Annotated in this window: 16 protein-coding genes; 9 read left to right on the top strand and 7 right to left on the bottom strand. The window is 56.2% G+C overall.

Translation table 11 applies throughout. The features are described 5' to 3' along the window. Positions 1–19: 19 nt before the first annotated feature. From DFO52_RS03585 to rnd, 3 genes are all read left to right on the top strand, one after another. On the top strand, positions 20–601 hold the full coding sequence (locus tag DFO52_RS03585) for a Slp family lipoprotein (protein WP_133549348.1): 582 nt from the start codon (positions 20–22) through the stop codon (positions 599–601). 203 nt (positions 602–804) lie between these two features. Beyond that, the gene (fadD, locus tag DFO52_RS03580) at positions 805–2,490 is read left to right on the top strand and encodes a long-chain-fatty-acid--CoA ligase FadD (protein WP_133549346.1); all 1,686 of its coding nucleotides are present in this window, start codon (positions 805–807) and stop codon (positions 2,488–2,490) included. Between the two features lie 71 nt (positions 2,491–2,561). Next, positions 2,562–3,689, top strand: coding sequence for a ribonuclease D (gene rnd / locus DFO52_RS03575; protein WP_115504063.1), 1,128 nt, complete (start codon positions 2,562–2,564; stop codon positions 3,687–3,689). Between the two features lie 76 nt (positions 3,690–3,765). Here rnd and minE read toward each other — a convergent pair whose 3' ends face one another. From minE to minC, 3 genes are read right to left on the bottom strand one after another with little or no spacing between them, the layout of a single operon-like run. Next, a complete protein-coding gene (gene minE, locus DFO52_RS03570; protein WP_008500504.1) occupies positions 3,766–4,035 on the bottom strand; it encodes a cell division topological specificity factor MinE in 270 nt (89 codons plus the stop codon). Between the two features lie 3 nt (positions 4,036–4,038). Beyond that, entirely contained in the window at positions 4,039–4,851 is an 813-nt protein-coding gene (gene minD, locus DFO52_RS03565; protein ID WP_023312187.1) for a septum site-determining protein MinD, read from the bottom strand. A 23-nt stretch (positions 4,852–4,874) separates the two neighbouring features. Continuing rightward, positions 4,875–5,582 carry a septum site-determining protein MinC gene (gene minC / locus DFO52_RS03560; protein WP_059346912.1) on the bottom strand — a complete coding sequence of 236 codons (708 nt, stop codon included), beginning with the start codon at positions 5,580–5,582 and terminating at the stop codon, positions 4,875–4,877. A gap of 123 nt (positions 5,583–5,705) precedes the next feature. Here minC and DFO52_RS03555 point away from each other — a divergent pair, with 123 nt between their 5' ends. The 3 genes from DFO52_RS03555 to DFO52_RS03545 all read left to right on the top strand — a co-directional run bounded on the left by DFO52_RS03555 (position 5,706) and on the right by DFO52_RS03545 (position 7,222). Further along, entirely contained in the window at positions 5,706–5,981 is a 276-nt protein-coding gene (locus tag DFO52_RS03555; protein ID WP_029742143.1) for a YcgL domain-containing protein, read from the top strand. Positions 5,982–6,028: 47 nt separating this feature from the next. Beyond that, positions 6,029–6,688: a fumarylacetoacetate hydrolase family protein gene (locus tag DFO52_RS03550; RefSeq protein WP_121932080.1), complete on the top strand. Its 660-nt coding sequence runs from the start codon at positions 6,029–6,031 to the stop codon at positions 6,686–6,688. 93 nt (positions 6,689–6,781) lie between these two features. Then, positions 6,782–7,222 (top strand): YcgN family cysteine cluster protein, encoded by a 441-nt coding sequence (locus DFO52_RS03545; RefSeq protein WP_047652292.1) that lies wholly within the window; start codon positions 6,782–6,784, stop codon positions 7,220–7,222. 123 nt (positions 7,223–7,345) lie between these two features. Here the strand turns inward: DFO52_RS03545 and dsbB are convergent, their stop codons facing one another. Continuing rightward, positions 7,346–7,876, bottom strand: a complete 531-nt coding sequence (gene dsbB / locus DFO52_RS03540) for a disulfide bond formation protein DsbB (protein WP_024909807.1) — start codon at positions 7,874–7,876, stop codon at positions 7,346–7,348. Between the two features lie 143 nt (positions 7,877–8,019). Next, complete coding sequence (gene nhaB, locus DFO52_RS03535; RefSeq protein ID WP_059346911.1) at positions 8,020–9,558, bottom strand: Na(+)/H(+) antiporter NhaB; 1,539 nt, start codon at positions 9,556–9,558, stop codon at positions 8,020–8,022. A 200-nt stretch (positions 9,559–9,758) separates the two neighbouring features. Here nhaB and fadR point away from each other — a divergent pair, with 200 nt between their 5' ends. Further along, complete coding sequence (fadR, locus tag DFO52_RS03530; protein ID WP_023312180.1) at positions 9,759–10,478, top strand: fatty acid metabolism transcriptional regulator FadR; 720 nt, start codon at positions 9,759–9,761, stop codon at positions 10,476–10,478. 70 nt (positions 10,479–10,548) lie between these two features. On the opposite strand, the gene DFO52_RS03525 is transcribed toward fadR, so the two are convergent. Continuing rightward, positions 10,549–12,081, bottom strand: a complete 1,533-nt coding sequence (locus tag DFO52_RS03525; RefSeq protein ID WP_023293929.1) for a SpoVR family protein — start codon at positions 12,079–12,081, stop codon at positions 10,549–10,551. Between the two features lie 321 nt (positions 12,082–12,402). Between DFO52_RS03525 and DFO52_RS03520 the strand changes: the two genes are divergently transcribed. Together DFO52_RS03520 and dadX are read left to right on the top strand one after the other, a co-directional pair. Then, complete coding sequence (locus DFO52_RS03520) at positions 12,403–13,701, top strand: D-amino acid dehydrogenase (protein WP_133549344.1); 1,299 nt, start codon at positions 12,403–12,405, stop codon at positions 13,699–13,701. 9 nt (positions 13,702–13,710) lie between these two features. After that, a complete protein-coding gene (dadX, locus tag DFO52_RS03515) occupies positions 13,711–14,781 on the top strand; it encodes a catabolic alanine racemase DadX (protein ID WP_133549342.1) in 1,071 nt (356 codons plus the stop codon). Between the two features lie 92 nt (positions 14,782–14,873). Here dadX and DFO52_RS03510 read toward each other — a convergent pair whose 3' ends face one another. Continuing rightward, positions 14,874–16,607: a potassium/proton antiporter gene (locus DFO52_RS03510; RefSeq protein ID WP_047647471.1), complete on the bottom strand. Its 1,734-nt coding sequence runs from the start codon at positions 16,605–16,607 to the stop codon at positions 14,874–14,876. Positions 16,608–16,680 lie beyond the last annotated feature (73 nt).

The following is a 16,680-nucleotide window of genomic DNA, read 5'->3' as shown; positions in this document are numbered from 1 at the left end:
GAGAAAAAGGAGTCGCATCATGGCGGTTCAGACTAAAGTAGTACGCCTTATTATTGCAGGCGCGGTTGCCATAGCACTGAGCGGATGCGTTTCCGTTCCTGATGCGATTAAGGGCAGCAGCCCGACGCCACAGCAGGATCTGGTGCGAGTGATGAATGCGCCTGAGCTCTACGTCGGCCAGGAAGCGCGCTTTGGCGGTAAGGTCATCGACGTACAAAACCAGCAGGGGAAAACCCGTCTGGAGATCGCGACCGTTCCGCTGGACAGCGGCGCGCGGCCGGTACTGGGTGAGGCCTCTCGCGGGCGTATCTATGCGGACGTCAGTGGTTTCCTCGATCCGGTCGATTTTCGCGGACAGCTGGTGACCGTCGTCGGGCCGATTACCGGCGCCGTGCAGGGTAAAATCGGCAGCACGCCGTATAAATTTATGACCATGCAGGTCAACGGGTATAAACGCTGGCGGCTGGCACAGCAGGTGATCATGCCGCCTCAGCCGATGGATCCGTGGATGTGGGGTCCACATCCTTATCGTTACGGCTACCCGGGCTGGGGCTGGTATAACCCGGGTCCTGCACAGGTTCAGACGATCGTTACTGAGTAACTTACTGTTATTGTTAGAAAAGAGACAGCGGCTCAGCCGCTGTCTCTGTTTTTTTACGGATAAAACGAAAAAAAAGAGTGACGCGCTTCGCAACCTTAAATGTGAACAATTAATAAACTGGTACGCTGAGTTAATATAATGTTAACAAACTGTTTATTATCGGGGTTGTGATGACGACGAACACTCATTTCAGAGGTGATGCATTGAAGAAGGTTTGGCTTAACCGTTATCCCGCAGATGTTCCTGCTGAGATCAATCCTGACCGTTATCAATCCCTGGTGGAATTATTTGAGCACTCGGTAAGGCGCTACGCGGACCAGCCCGCATTCGTGAATATGGGCGAGGTCATGACGTTCCGTAAGCTTGAGGAGCGTAGCCGCGCGTTTGCGGCGTATCTTCAGGAAGGGCTGGGGCTGCAAAAAGGGGACCGCGTCGCGCTGATGATGCCAAACCTGCTGCAATACCCGGTGGCGTTGTTCGGTATCCTGCGAGCCGGGATGATTGTCGTCAACGTCAACCCGCTGTATACCCCGCGCGAGCTGGAGCATCAGCTGAACGACAGCGGCGCGGCCGCGATTGTCATTGTGTCCAACTTCGCCCATACCCTGGAAAAAGTGGTCGACAAAACCCAGGTTAAACACGTCATCCTGACGCGCATGGGGGATCAGCTCTCCACTGCCAAAGGCACGCTGGTTAACTTTGTCGTCAAATACGTCAAGCGCCTGGTGCCAAAATACCACCTGCCGGACGCCATCTCCTTCCGCCGCGCGCTGCATGCGGGCTACCGTATGCAGTATGTGAAACCCGAAGTGGTGGCGGAAGATCTTGCGTTTCTGCAATACACGGGCGGGACCACCGGCGTCGCCAAAGGGGCCATGCTTACCCACCGCAATATGCTGGCAAACCTTGAACAGGTGAACGCCACCTACGGGCCGCTGCTGCATCCGGGCAAAGAGGTGGTGATCACCGCGCTTCCGCTGTATCACATCTTTGCGCTGACCATGAACTGCCTGCTGTTTATTGAACTGGGTGGTCAGAACATCCTCATCACCAACCCGCGCGATATCCCGGGCCTGGTGAAAGAGCTGGCGAAATACCCGTTCACCGCCATGACGGGGGTAAACACCCTGTTTAACGCGCTGCTTAATAACAAAGAGTTCCAGCAGCTGGATTTCTCCACGCTGCATCTCTCTGCGGGGGGCGGCATGCCGGTTCAGCAGGCGGTCGCCGAGCGCTGGGTGAAGCTCACCGGTCAGTATTTGCTGGAAGGCTATGGGCTGACGGAATGTGCTCCGCTGGTCAGCGTCAACCCACACGATATCGACTATCACAGTGGAAGCATTGGTCTACCGGTTCCTTCCACAGAGGCCAAACTGGTCGATGATAACGATAACGAAGTCGCGCCGGGCGAGCCGGGTGAGCTTTGCGTCAAAGGTCCGCAGGTGATGCTGGGTTACTGGCAGCGTCCCGATGCGACTGACGAAATCATCAAAGACGGCTGGCTGCACACCGGTGATATTGCGGTAATGGATGACGAGGGCTTCCTGCGCATCGTCGATCGCAAGAAAGACATGATCCTGGTCTCCGGCTTCAACGTCTATCCGAATGAGATCGAAGACGTGGTTATGCAGCACAGCGGCGTACTCGAAGTGGCGGCTGTCGGCGTCCCTTCCGGCAGCAGCGGTGAAGCGGTTAAAATATTTGTGGTCAAGAAAGATCCTTCCCTGACGGAGGAGGCGCTGGTAACGTTCTGCCGTCGTCAGCTCACGGGCTACAAGGTGCCGAAGCTGGTTGAATTCCGCGATGAGCTGCCTAAATCCAACGTCGGAAAGATATTACGACGAGAATTACGTGACGAAGCCCGTGGCAAAGTAGACAATAAGGCCTGAGCTTCACGCTAATCGCCCAGACGCCGGTTAAGCCGGCGTTTTTTATGGGCGCAAACAAAAGAGAACCCGCTTTGAATTACCAGATGATCACGACCAACGACGAGCTGGCTTCGCTGTGCGAAGTGACGCGCGACTTTCCTGCCATTGCCCTGGATACCGAGTTTGTCCGTACCCGGACCTATTATCCGCAGCTGGGTTTGATTCAGATGTACGACGGTAAACACGTGTCGCTGATTGACCCTCTCGGCATTACCGACTGGACGCCGATGCGTGACCTGCTGCTCGATACCGCCGTGACGAAATACCTGCACGCAGGCAGTGAAGATCTGGAAGTCTTTCTGAACACTTTTGGCATCATGCCCCAGCCGCTGATTGACACGCAGATCCTCGCGGCATTCAGCAATCGTCCGCTCTCATGGGGCTTTGCTGCCATGGTGGAGGAGTATACGGGCCTGACGCTGGATAAAAGTGAATCCCGTACCGACTGGCTGGCGCGCCCGCTTACCGAGCGTCAGCTGGAGTATGCGGCGGCAGACGTGTTTTACCTGCTGCCAATTGCCGGACAGCTGATGAAAGAGGCGGAAGCCTCCGGCTGGCTCGCTGCTGCGCTGGACGAGTGCCGTATGACTCAGCAGCGTCGTCAGGAAGTGGTTGACCCGAAAGAGGCCTGGCGCGATATCAGCAACGCCTGGCAGCTGCGTACGCGTCAGCTGGCATGCCTGCAGCTGCTGGCAGACTGGCGCTTGCGTAAAGCGCGCGAGCGCGATCTGGCCGTTAACTTCGTGGTTCGCGAAGAGCATCTCTGGGCTGTCGCGCGCTATATGCCTGGCAGCCTGGGCGAGCTGGACAGCATTGGCCTTTCGGGCAGCGAGATCCGCTTCCACGGTAAAACCCTGCTGGCGCTGGTCGCCAAAGCGCAGGAGCTGCCGGAAGATGCGCTGCCGGAACCGCTGCTGAACCTGATGGACATGCCGGGCTATCGCAAAGCGTTTAAGGATATCAAAGCGCTGGTGCAGGCAGTTGCAACGGAAAGCAAGCTGAGCGCGGAACTGCTCGCCTCACGTCGTCAGATTAACCAGCTGTTGAACTGGCACTGGAAGCTGAAGCCGCAGAATGGCGTGCCGGAGATGATGGCGGGCTGGCGCGGGGAATTGATGGCCGATCGCCTGAATACGCTGCTGGACGGTTACCCGCGATAAAAAAAATATGCCGGGCGATATATCCGGCATATTTCCCCGGTGGCGCTGCGCTTACCGGGGCGACGAAAACACAAACCTACGGACGCGACTCTTCCGCTTCCGGGAGCGTAACGTTCAGCTCCAGAATCGAAATATCCCCGTCTTTTTGTTCCAGCTGCACCGTGACCATCTCCGGGTCAATCTGCACATACTTACAGATCACTTCCAGGATGTCCTTGCGCAGCTGCGGCAGGTAGTGAGGCTCGGCGTCGCTACGACGACGCTCCGCAACGATAATTTGCAGACGTTCTTTTGCGATGTTGGCGGTGTTCTTTTTCCGCGAGAGAAAAAAGTCCAGTAATGCCATAACTTATCCTCCGAACAGGCGTTTGAGGAAACCTTTCTTCTCTTCTTCAATGAAGCGGAAAGGACGTTCTTCTCCCAGCAGACGGTCAACGGTATCGGCGTAAGCTTTACCTGCATCTGCCATTGTATCAAGGATCACTGGCTCGCCCTGGTTAGACGCGCGTAACACGGACTGATCTTCCGGGATAACGCCTACCAGCTTAATGCGCAGGATCTCCAGCACGTCTTCCATGCTCAGCATGTCACCTTTGTTCACGCGGCCCGGATTGTAGCGGGTGAGCAGCAGGTGTTCTTTAATCGGGTCTTCGCCATTCTCCGCACGACGGGATTTAGAGGCGAGGATGCCCAGAATGCGGTCTGAGTCACGCACGGATGAAACTTCAGGGTTGGTGGTGATGATCGCTTCATCAGCGAAGTAGAGCGCCATCAGGGCACCGGTTTCGATGCCCGCAGGGGAGTCGCAGACAATGAAGTCGAAATCCATTTTTTTCAGATCGTCGAGCACCTTTTCCACACCTTCACGGGTCAGGGCGTCTTTGTCACGCGTCTGAGAAGCCGGGAGAATGTAGAGGTTCTCGGTGCGCTTGTCTTTGATCATCGCCTGGTTAAGCGTGGCATCGCCCTGAATGACGTTTACAAAGTCATACACGACGCGACGCTCGCATCCCATGATGAGGTCGAGGTTACGCAGACCGATATCGAAGTCGATAACGATGGTTTTCTTTCCCTTCTGGGCCAAACCAGTAGCGATGGCCGCGCTGGAGGTGGTCTTGCCAACGCCTCCTTTACCCGAAGTAACAACAATAATGCGTGCCATAGAAATTCCTTGTTAAAAAGGGATCAATTCAACGGTTGAACGGTCAACGCGTCGTCTGCCAGAAGCAGGCGAGCCGCTTTGCCATAAAATTCGGCTGGGATCTTGTCGCTCAGCCAATATTCACCTGCGATGGACACCAGTTCCGCCGTCAGGTGAGTACAAAATATTTGCGCATCTCGATCGCCACTTGCACCTGCGAGCGCACGTCCACGCATCATACCGTATACGTGAATATTGCCATCTGCAATCAGCTCAGCGCCAGCACTGACGTGGCTTGTAACAATCAGATCACAGTTTGGTGCATAAATGCGCTGACCGGAACGAACCGGCACATCAATCATTCGCGTTTTTGTGACGGTAGTAACGTTTTGCACCGCAGGAGGGGGCGTTTGCACGGCAGCGGGTGCCGCACGCGAGGCTTTTTCTTTGCCCTCATTCAGAAGGGGCAGCCCCGCACGCTCAATTTCCGCTTTCAGCTCAGCATCTTTGCAGCCGCTGATGCCCACGATTCGCAGTCCGGTCGAGGAGACGGCCTGCTGGAGAAGTTTCCAGTTAACCGGAGCCTCAAGACCGCTGACGTTGATAACAACAGGGGCGTGCTTCAGAAAGGCGGGAGCCTGGGCGATTTTGTCTTCTAACGCCTGACGAATAACCTCGGGTTTTGCATCATGCAAATGTACCACTGATAAGGTGAAGCTACTGCCTTTAAGCTCGATGGGCGTGTTTGACATCCTGGCCTTACTCAATTTGCTATTAACCGCAACCACTCGCTGCGATATTCCGAAGAGTATCAGGCATGTTATAGTCAGGAGTATATTGAGGCAAGCAACCACCCATTAATTCAGAGTAAAAACATGTTTTGTGTGATCTACAGAAGTACAAGCCGTGACCAGACCTATCTTTATGTCGAAAAGAAAGACGATTTTTCACGCGTGCCTGAAGAATTAATGAAGAACTTTGGCCGACCACAGCTGGCGATGCTGCTGCCGCTTGATGGTCGTAAGAAACTGATTAATGCCGATCTGGATAAAGTGAAAACGGCCTTAGCCGAGCAAGGCTATTATTTACAGCTTCCACCGCCACCCGAGAATTTATTAAAACAGCATCTTGAGGCGAACGGTAAAAAATAGTCTCAACTGTTTTTGGGCACAACACATCAACCGTTTAGGGGTCGACCATGTATCAACATCATAACTGGCAAGGTGCATTACTGGATTATCCCGTCAGCAAAGTGGTTTGCGTGGGCAGCAACTATGCAAAACATATTCAGGAGATGGGCAGCGCGACGCCAGAAGAGCCGGTCCTGTTCATTAAGCCTGAAACGGCGCTTTGCGATATCCGCCAGCCGCTGGCGCTGCCGCAGGGGCTGGGCTCGGTGCATCACGAAGTTGAGCTTGCGGTGCTGATCGGCGCGACGCTGCGCCAGGCCTCAGAAGAACATGTTAAAAAAGCGATTGCCGGATACGGCGTGGCGCTGGACCTCACCCTGCGTGACGTGCAGGGCAAAATGAAAAAAGCAGGGCAGCCGTGGGAAAAAGCCAAAGGGTTTGATAATTCCTGCCCGATTTCGGCGTTTGTGCCGGTGAGCGAATTTACCGGCGATCCGCAGGACACGCCGCTCAACCTGAAGGTCAACGGCGAGATCCGCCAGCAGGGCACCACGGCAGACATGATCCATAAGATTGTGCCGCTGATCGCCTACATGAGCCGCTTCTTTACCCTTAAACCAGGCGATGTGATCCTGACCGGGACCCCAGAAGGCGTTGGTCCGCTACTCAGCGGTGACGAGCTAGAGGTCGGTTTTAACGGCCTGTCGCTGAAAACCCGCGTGCTGTAACCCCATCTTGCCGCCTGAAGAGGGCGGCAAAACTTGCAACAACGTGCCAGACTCGTTATAAGGTGCGCTTTCTTTTGACGTGTGGACATCCTGATGAACGACATCCCTTTCTGGCAAAGCAAAACTCTCGACGACATGACTGACGCGGAATGGGAATCATTGTGCGACGGCTGCGGGCAGTGCTGCCTGCACAAGCTGATGGATGAAGATACGGACGAAATCTACTTCACCAACGTTGCCTGCAAGCAGTTAAACATTAAAACCTGCCAGTGCCGCAACTATGAGCGCCGGTTTGAATTTGAGCCTGACTGCATCAAGCTAACCCGGGATAATCTGCCAACGTTTGAATGGCTGCCGCATACCTGCGCGTATCGCCTGCTGGCGGAAGGGAAAGATTTACCGAACTGGCACCCGCTGCTGACCGGGTCAAAAGCGGCGATGCACGGTGAACGTATTTCTGTGCGCCACATTGCGGTGAAAGAATCCGAGGTGCGTGACTGGGAAGATCACATCATGAACCACCCGACCCGTTGAGAATAAAAAACCCGCCGAGGCGGGTTTTTTTGTGCTTGTGCGGCCTGATGCCCTCACCCCAACCCTCTCCCATGGGAGAAGGCGCAAACGCTAAAAACGGCAACCGAGGTTGCCGTTTTGCTTTTACCTTCCGAACAGATCGCGTTTCTTCGGTTTGAACGGCTGGGCAATCAGCACCAGCAGCGCCACGACGAAGTAGGCGGCAAAAATACCCACCAGCCACTGCGGCATCTCCAGCGTCAGGAATTCCCACTGACGAACGGAGCAGTCACCGGATGCGACAAACACCTGCGGCAGCCATTTGTCCAGCGGCAGCCAGCTCGGGAAGCGGGCGGCGAAATCACAGGTCATAAACGGTGACGGATGCAGTTGCATCATGGTGTGCTGCCAGGAGAGTTCAATTCCTTTCCAGGCGCTGTAGATCCAGATGGCAATACCGGCATAGCGAAGCGGCGATTTTGGGGCAATCGCGCCGACGAGGCCCGCACCCATAATGCCGAACAGCGCGCAGCGTTCGTAAATACACAGCACGCAAGGTTTCAGTCCCATTACGTGCTGGAACCACAGCGCGACCATTTCCAGCGCAAAGGCGGTCAGGGCCATTAGCAACCACGCTCCACGACCGCGGGAGCACTGGTTTAAAAATCTCAACATAATCATTTCCCTGGAACATGCTTAGAAAGCGCAGTGTAAACGAATTCGTTTTTCGCGCCACCTGTACCTGGCGAAATAAAACGTAATTGGATGTTTATCGTGCGAAAAGGCAAACGGGCAGCGAACTGCCCGAGATGCATAGTTTACTGCGCCGCAAGTATACCCGCTTGTACCAGCCATTGCGTACAGGGAATGAGGGTAATTTTGACGCAAAGCAATCCGACGATCGTGAGCACCAGCGTATAGGGCAGCGCCATCCACACCATCCTGCCATAAGAAAGACGTATGAGCGGCGCGAGGGCGGAGGTCAGCAGGAACAGGAAGGCGGCCTGGCCATTTGGCGTCGCTACCGACGGCAGGTTGGTGCCGGTATTGATCGCCACGGCAAGCAGCTCAAACTGTCCGGCGCTGATAACGCCTTGCTCCATGGCCGCTTTGGCCTCGTTGATGTAGACCGTCCCGACGAAGACGTTATCTGAGATCGACGAGAGCAGGCCGTTAAACAGGTAAAACAGCGAGAGCTGAGCATCCGGTGATGCCTGTAGTACAAAGGCAATAATCGGCGCGAAAAGGTGCTGGTCGATAATCACCGCCACGACGGCAAAGAACACCGCCAGCAGGGCGGTAAACGGCAGGGCTTCGGTAAACGCCTTGCCGATGGCATGTTCGTCCGTCACGCCGGTAAAGGTGGTGGCGAGAATAATGACTGACAGGCCAATCAGCCCCACTTCGGCAAGATGGAACGCCAGCGCCGCGATAAGCCAGACGCCAATGATCCCCTGAGCAATCAGTCGTAGCGTCTCCTGGCGCGTCCGCTGGCTTCGGCTCTGCACATCGAATTTATGCAGTTCCTGACGTACCGGCTCCGGGAGCTGCGCTCCATAGCCGAAGAGGCGAAACTTCTCCACCAGCAGACAGGTCGCCAGCCCGCAGATCAGCACCGGTACGCTCACCGGGGCCATTCTCAGGAAGAACTCACCGAAGTGCCAGCCCGCCGCTTTGGCAATGATCAGGTTTTGCGGCTCGCCCACCATGGTCATCACGCCGCCCAGCGCGGTACCCACGCCGGCATGCATCATCAGGCTGCGCAGAAACGCGCGGAACTGTTCCAGCACGTCACGGTTATGCGCCTCGACATGGCTGTCATCCTGCAGGTCCTCATTTGGGCGAGAGGAGGCCACGCGGTGATAAATACCGTAGAACCCAACCGCAACGCTTATCACCACCGCGACGACCGTCAGCGCATCCAGGAAGGCCGACAGGAAGGCGGCGGCAAGGCAAAACGCCAGAGAGAGGAACATTTTCGACGGAATGCTGAGCAGCAGGCGCGTGAAGATGAACAGCAGCAGCTGTTTCATAAAGTAGATGCCCGCCACCATAAAGATCAGTAGCAGAAGCACTTCGAGATTTGACGCCAGCTCTGCTTTGACATGCTCGGCGCTGGTCATACCGATGACGACGGCTTCAAACGCCAGCAATCCGCCCGGCAGCAGGGGATAACATTTCAGCGCCATGGCCAGGGTGAAGATAAACTCCGCCACCAGCAGCCAGCCGGCGATAAAGGGATTCACGCTAAAAATGATGGGATTTACGACCAGGAAAACCAACAGTATCAGTTTATACCAGTCAGGAGACTGACCTAAAAAATTGCGCCACAGCGCGCGCCCAAAAGAAATTTCCACAACAGACGTCCTTCCCGTCAAGTAAGACAAAACATCAGTATACGCAAAAATCGCGGCCTGGAGGCGGATAAGGCTGCATTGTAAATTTCACAAAAATGAAACGGCGATCCCTCTTTTCTCTCTTTGCCGCGCTACCTGCCACTGCGTGCCTCTGGTATGATGAGTCCAATTTGCTAAAGCTGTGTAATGGAAATCTCACTATGGTCATTAAGGCGCAGAGCCCGGCGGGTTTCGCGGAAGAGTACATCATTGAAAGCATCTGGAATAATCGTTTCCCTGCGGGGTCCATTCTTCCGGCTGAACGCGAACTCTCTGAACTGATTGGCGTCACTCGCACCACGCTGCGTGAAGTGCTCCAGCGGCTGGCGCGCGATGGCTGGTTGACGATCCAGCACGGTAAGCCTACGAAAGTGAACAACTTCTGGGAAACGTCCGGGCTGAACATTCTTGAAACGCTGGCGCGTCTCGACCATGAAAGCGTGCCGCAGCTCATTGATAATCTGCTCTCCGTTCGCACCAACATCGCGACGATCTTTATTCGTACCGCTTTCCGTCAGCATCCTGAAGACGCCCTTGCGGTGCTGGCCACAGCGAACGAGGTGGAAGATCATGCCGATGCTTTTGCCACCCTCGATTACAACGTGTTTCGCGGCCTGGCGTTTGCCTCCGGCAACCCGGTGTACGGCCTGATCCTCAACGGTATGAAGGGGCTTTACACCCGCATTGGCCGCCACTACTTTGCCAATCCGGAAGCGCGTAGCCTGGCGCTGGGCTTCTACCATAAGCTGAGCAAGCTCTGTACCGAAGGCCTGCACGATCAGGTTTATGAGACGGTGCGCCGCTACGGTCACGATTCCGGTGAAATCTGGCACCGTATGCAGAAAACGCTGCCGGGTGATTTAGCGATTCAGACCCGCTAAAAGAAAAAACCTCTCATACGAGAGGTTTTTTTTCGTCCGGTAAGCGTAGCGCCACCGGGCAAAAACGTCACTAAAGCGTATTCAACCGCGCCGGGCAACGTTCCAGCAGCTCAACGCTCCCGTCTTCATTCTGCTGCTCCAGCTGCACGTCAAAACCCCACAGGCGATGCACGTGCTTCAGCACCTCTTTACGCCCTTTATCCAGCGGCGCGCGATTGTGCGGGATATAGCGCAGCGTCAGGGAGCGGTCACCGCGCAAATCGACGTTCCACACCTGAATATTCGGCTCAAGGTTGCTCAGGTTGTACTGGGAAGAGAGGCGAGAGCGGATCTCACGGTACCCCTCTTCGTTATGGATCGCGGAAATCTCCAGATAGTTGTTGCGGTCGTCGTCCAGCACGGTGAAGAAGCGGAAATCACGCATGATCTTCGGCGACATAAACTGGCTGATGAAGCTCTCATCCTTAAAGTCGCGCATCGCAAAGTGCAGCGTTTCCAGCCAGTCAGAACCGGCGATATCCGGGAACCAGTACTTGTCTTCTTCCGTCGGCGACTGGCAGATGCGCTTAATATCCTGGAACATGGCGAAGCCAAGCGCATACGGGTTTATTCCGCTGTACCACGGGCTGTTGTAGGGCGGCTGGAAAACCACGTTGGTATGGCTGTGGAGGAATTCCATCATGAACCGCTCGGTAACTTTCCCCTCGTCGTACAGATGGTTGAGAATGGTGTAGTGCCAGAAGGTTGCCCAGCCTTCGTTCATCACCTGCGTCTGTTTTTGCGGGTAAAAATACTGGCTCACCTTGCGCACGATGCGCAGGATCTCACGCTGCCACGGCTCCAGCAGCGGGGCGTTCTTCTCCATAAAATAGAGCAGGTTTTCCTGCGGCTCGGACGGATAGCGACGCGCTTCGGCGATCGTTTTTTCCTCCTCACGCTTCGGCAGGGTACGCCACAGCATGTTCACCTGGCTTTGCAGGTACTCTTCTCGGCTTTTCTGCCGGGCTTTCTCCTCCTGCAGGGAGATTTTCTGCGGACGTTTGTAGCGATCCACGCCGTAGTTCATCAGCGCGTGACAGGAGTCGAGCAGTTTTTCCACTTCGTCCACGCCGTAGCGCTCTTCGCAGTCGGTAATGTATTTGCGGGCGAAGATCAGGTAATCGACGATGGAGCTGGCGTCCGTCCAGCTGCGGAACAGGTAGTTATTCTTGAAAAAGGAGTTGTGCCCGTAGCAGGCGTGCGCCATCACCAGCGCCTGCATGGTAATGGTGTTCTCTTCCATTAAATAGGCGATACACGGATTGGAGTTAATCACAATCTCATACGCCAGCCCCTGCTGGCCGTGCTTATACAGCCGTTCCGTTTCAATAAATTTTTTACCAAACGACCAGTGCGGATAGTTAATCGGCATCCCGACGCTGGAGTAGGCGTCCATCATCTGCTCGGACGTAATGACTTCAATCTGATGGGGATAGGTATCCAGACGATACAGCTTTGCGACCCGGTCGATTTCGGCGAGGTAAACATCCAGCAGCTCGAAGGTCCAGTCGGGTCCATCGCTCAGACGTGTGTTGTCCTTGTTCAGGGAATCAATAGTAGCCATTAGCGCGCCCTCGTTGTGGGTGCTCTCTCTGTCTGGAGAGCCTCCTTTCAAGCATAGATCAACGTGTTAAAAAGCGTGCTGGGGCAGAAATTTTTTCTTTGCGATTTCGCGTTTTTGATACGGCAAAAAAACAGTATGTCTCAGCAGATTATGCTGGTTAAAAATAACGCGCAGCAGGAGATCCCAAATTAGCACTATCCCCTGATGCTGGGGGATGTGTGAGGTAAGTCACCATAAAAAAGTCGTATGTTGAATAATATTTTTAACTAGGTTATCAATCTGTAACTAGAAGATTGTTCTTTTGCACATAATGGAGTGGCTATGCGTGTTGTCATACTGGGAAGTGGTGTCGTTGGGGTAACCAGCGCCTGGTATTTAAGTCAGGCGGGACATGACGTAACCGTTATCGATCGTGAATCCGGTCCCGCGCTTGAAACCAGCGCGGCGAACGCCGGGCAAATCTCTCCGGGGTATGCGGCGCCGTGGGCTGCGCCGGGCGTTCCGCTGAAAGCGATTAAATGGATGTTCCAGCGCCATGCGCCGCTGGCCATCAGCCTTGACGGCACGCAGTTCCAGCTGAAGTGGATGTGGCAGATGCTGCGCAACTGCGACACCCGCCACTACATGGAGAACAAAGGGCGCATGGTGCGCCTGGCGGAATACAGCCGCGACTGTCTGAAAGCGCTGCGCGCGTCGACGGGGATTGAGTATGAAGGCCGCCAGGGCGGGACGCTGCAGCTGTTCCGCACCGAACAACAGTACGAAAATGCCACCCGCGATATCGCCGTGCTGGAAGATGCCGGCGTACCGTACCAGCTGCTGGAAGCCAGCCAGCTTGGCCAGGTTGAACCGGCGCTGGCGGAAGTGGCGCATAAGTTGACGGGCGGCCTGCGCCTGCCGAATGACGAAACCGGCGACTGCCAGCTCTTTACGCAACGTCTGGCGCAAATGTGCGAGCAGGCGGGAGTGAAGTTCCGCTTTAACACCTCCGTCGACAAGCTGCTGTCGGAAGGCGAAAAAATTTACGGCGTGAAGTGCGGCGATGAGGTGATCAAAGCCGATGCCTACGTGATGGCGTTTGGTTCGTACTCCACCGCCATGCTGAAAGGTATTCTCGACATTCCGGTTTATCCGCTGAAGGGCTACTCGCTGACCATTCCGGTGAAAGAAGAGAGCGGCGCGCCGGTCTCGACCATTCTGGATGAAACCTACAAAATCGCTATTACCCGCTTCGACAACCGCATTCGCGTGGGCGGCATGGCGGAGATCGTGGGCTTCAACACCGAACTGCTGCAGCCGCGTCGAGAAACGCTGGAGATGGTCGTGGGCGATCTCTTCCCGCGCGGAGGTTTTGTTGAGCAGGCAACGTTCTGGACCGGCCTGCGTCCGATGACCCCGGACGGCACGCCGATCGTAGGCCGCACGCCGTACAAAAACCTGTGGACCAATACCGGACACGGCACGCTCGGCTGGACGATGGCCTGCGGATCGGGCCAGCTGCTGTGCGACCTGATTTCCGGGCGCACGCCGGCAATTCCGTTTGACGATTTAAGCGCCGCGCGCTATCAATCGGGGTTTACGCCTTCGCGTCCACAGCACCTGCACGGCGCGCATAGCTAAGGAGTTGTCATGTCCCGTCCTGTTCTGGCCCAGCTGAATCTGCAGGCCCTGAAGGATAATCTGCAAATTGTTCGTCGGGCGGCACCGGGTTCGCGCGTCTGGTCGGTGGTGAAAGCGAATGCCTACGGCCACGGTATCGATCGTATCTGGAGCGCGCTGAGCGCGACCGACGGTTTTGCGCTACTGAATCTGGAAGAGGCCATTCTGCTGCGCGAGCGCGGCTGGAAAGGGCCGATTCTACTGCTGGAAGGGTTCTTCCACGCGGACGATCTGCCGCTGCTGGACAAGTACCGTCTGACCACCAGCGTTCACAGCAACTGGCAGATTAAGGCGATCCAGGATGCGAAGCTCCATGCTCCGCTGGATATCTACCTCAAGGTGAACAGCGGCATGAACCGCCTGGGCTTTCAGCCTGAGCGAGTGCATACGGTCTGGCAGCAGCTGCGCGCGATGAAGAACGTGGGCGAAATGACGCTGATGGCGCATTTTGCCGACGCGGAAAAACCCGACGGTATTGCCGATGCCATGGTTCGCATTGAGCAGGCGGCAGAAGGGCTGGATTGCCCGCGCTCGCTGTCGAACTCGGCGGCCACGCTGTGGCATCCCGAGGCGCACTATAACTGGGTGCGTCCGGGGATCGTTCTCTACGGTGCGTCTCCCTCAGGCCAGTGGCAGGACATCGCCAACAGCGGCCTCAAGCCGGTCATGACCCTGCGCAGTGAAATCATTGGCGTGCAGACGCTGAAGGCCGGGGACACGGTGGGCTACGGCAGCCGCTACCGGGCACAGGGCGAGCAGCGGATTGGCATCGTGGCGGGCGGCTATGCCGACGGCTACCCGCGCATCGCGCCGACCGGCACGCCGGTCTGGGTCGATGGGGTCCGCACGGGAACGGTGGGCACCGTATCTATGGATATGCTGGCCGTTGACCTGACGCCATGCCCGCAGGTGGGCATTGGTTCACCGGTCGAGCTGTGGGGTAACGAAATCAAAATTGATGACGTGGCTGCCGCGGCGGGCACGGTGGGGTATGAATTGATGTGCGCGCTGGCACCAAGAGTGCCGGTTGTGACGGTGTAACCTATGTTCGCCGGGTGGCGCTAACGCTTACCCGGCCTACGTTCGAGGGTTTTGTAGGCCGGGTAAGGCGAAACCGCCACCCGGCAAAAAAACTACTCCGCTTCCTCTTCCATCGGCCTTAAACCGACTTTCCGCACCGCGTTATCTTCTTTTTCGGCAACGGTCCAGATCATCCCGGCAAACTCAACCTGATCGCCCACGACCGGGGCTGCGCCAAGCCGCTGCTGGATGATTTCACCCAGCGTTTGCGGGTTTTCACCGTCTTCAGCCCCTTCATCCAGACCGTAAATCAGCGCCACATCCGCAAACTTGGCGCTGGCTTCCAGAATAAAATCGCCGAAGAAACGCTGATCCAGCGCCACCGGAGGCGACTGGCTGAACAGCTTGCCCAGCGCGGGCAGGTCGCGCTCGCGGCCAATCACGCAAAGAATATCCCCCTCGCGCAGGCGGGTGCTGCCGGTAGGGTGCAGCAGGACATTATCGCGGAACAGGGCGGCAATGCGCGTTTCGGTCGGCATGTGCAAATCGCGCAGCGAGGCTCCTACGCACCATTTGTCGGCGCTCAGCTGATAGACAAACTGTTCCCATGGGTTCTCCGGATGAATATCGAGCCCCACGCGGGAGACCGGCCAGCCCACGGGCGGGACCACCACTTTGGCTTTTTTCGCCGCCCACCCGAGCGAGGTTCCCTGGAACAGCAGGGAAATCAGCACCACGAAGAACGCCACGTTAAAGAACAGCCGCGCGTTATCCAGACCGGCCATCATAGGGAACACAGCAAGGATAATCGGCACCGCGCCGCGCAGGCCCACCCAGCTGATAAAGACCCGCTCGCGCAGGTTGAAGCCGCGAAACGGCAGCAGGCCTGCAAATACCGACAGCGGACGGGCGAAGAAGATCATCCACGCGGACAGCAGCAGCGCCGGAACGGCGATCGGCAGCAGGTCCGATGGCGTAACCAGCAGGCCCAGCACCAGAAACATGCCGATTTGCGCCAGCCAGGCCAGACCGTCAAAGTTCTGCAAAATGGCATGCCGGTTGCGAATAGGGCGGTTGCCCATCAGGAACCCGCAGAGGTAGACCGCGAGGATGCCGCTGCCGTCAAGCGCGGTGGTGACGGCAAAAATGAGGATACCGCCGCTCAGCGCCAGCAGGGGGTAAAGCCCCGCGGGCAGCGAGATGCGGTTGATCGTCTGCTGTAGCAGATAGCCTCCCGCCAGTCCGATGACAATCCCCAGACCGAACTGCTGCAGGATATGTAACGCAAACATCCAGCTCAGCCCGCTTTCATGCTGCTGAATCATCTCGATAAGCGTAATGGTGAGAAATACCGCCATCGGATCGTTACTGCCGGATTCAATCTCCAGCGTGGAGCCAACGCGTTCGTTAAGCCCTTTTCCGCCGAGCAGGGAAAACACCGCTGCCGCATCGGTTGAGCCCACGATGGCGCCAATCAGCAAACCTTCCATGATATTAAGATGGAAAAGCCACGCGGCCATCATCCCGGTGAGGCCAGAGGTAATCAACACGCCGACCGTGGCGAGCGACAGCGCAGGCCCTAAGGCCACGCGGAAGGAGCTTGCCTGGGTGCGCATCCCGCCGTCCAGCAGGATCACCGCCAGCGCGAGGTTACTCACCATGTAGGCGAAGGGGTAGTTATCGAATGGGATACCACCAATGCCATCAATGCCGGCGAGCATGCCGATGGCGAGAAAAATGACAAGAATAGGTATGCCGAGACGCGATGAAAATGAACTTAATAAAATACTGCTGGTTACAAGGACGGAACCCAAAATGAAAAGGCTGATTATCGCTGCGGCATCCAATGTTCTCTTACTCCCACCTCAATGTTAACGCTGTTACTAAAACCCTAACATATTAACAACGGCAACAGCGTTT

Origin of the sequence: Enterobacter sp. AG326, assembly GCF_004362415.1 — a bacterium.
Classification (GTDB): domain Bacteria; phylum Pseudomonadota; class Gammaproteobacteria; order Enterobacterales; family Enterobacteriaceae; genus Enterobacter; species Enterobacter asburiae.
Note: the sequence above shows the minus strand (reverse complement) of the source record. Positions and strands in the feature narration are given on the sequence as shown.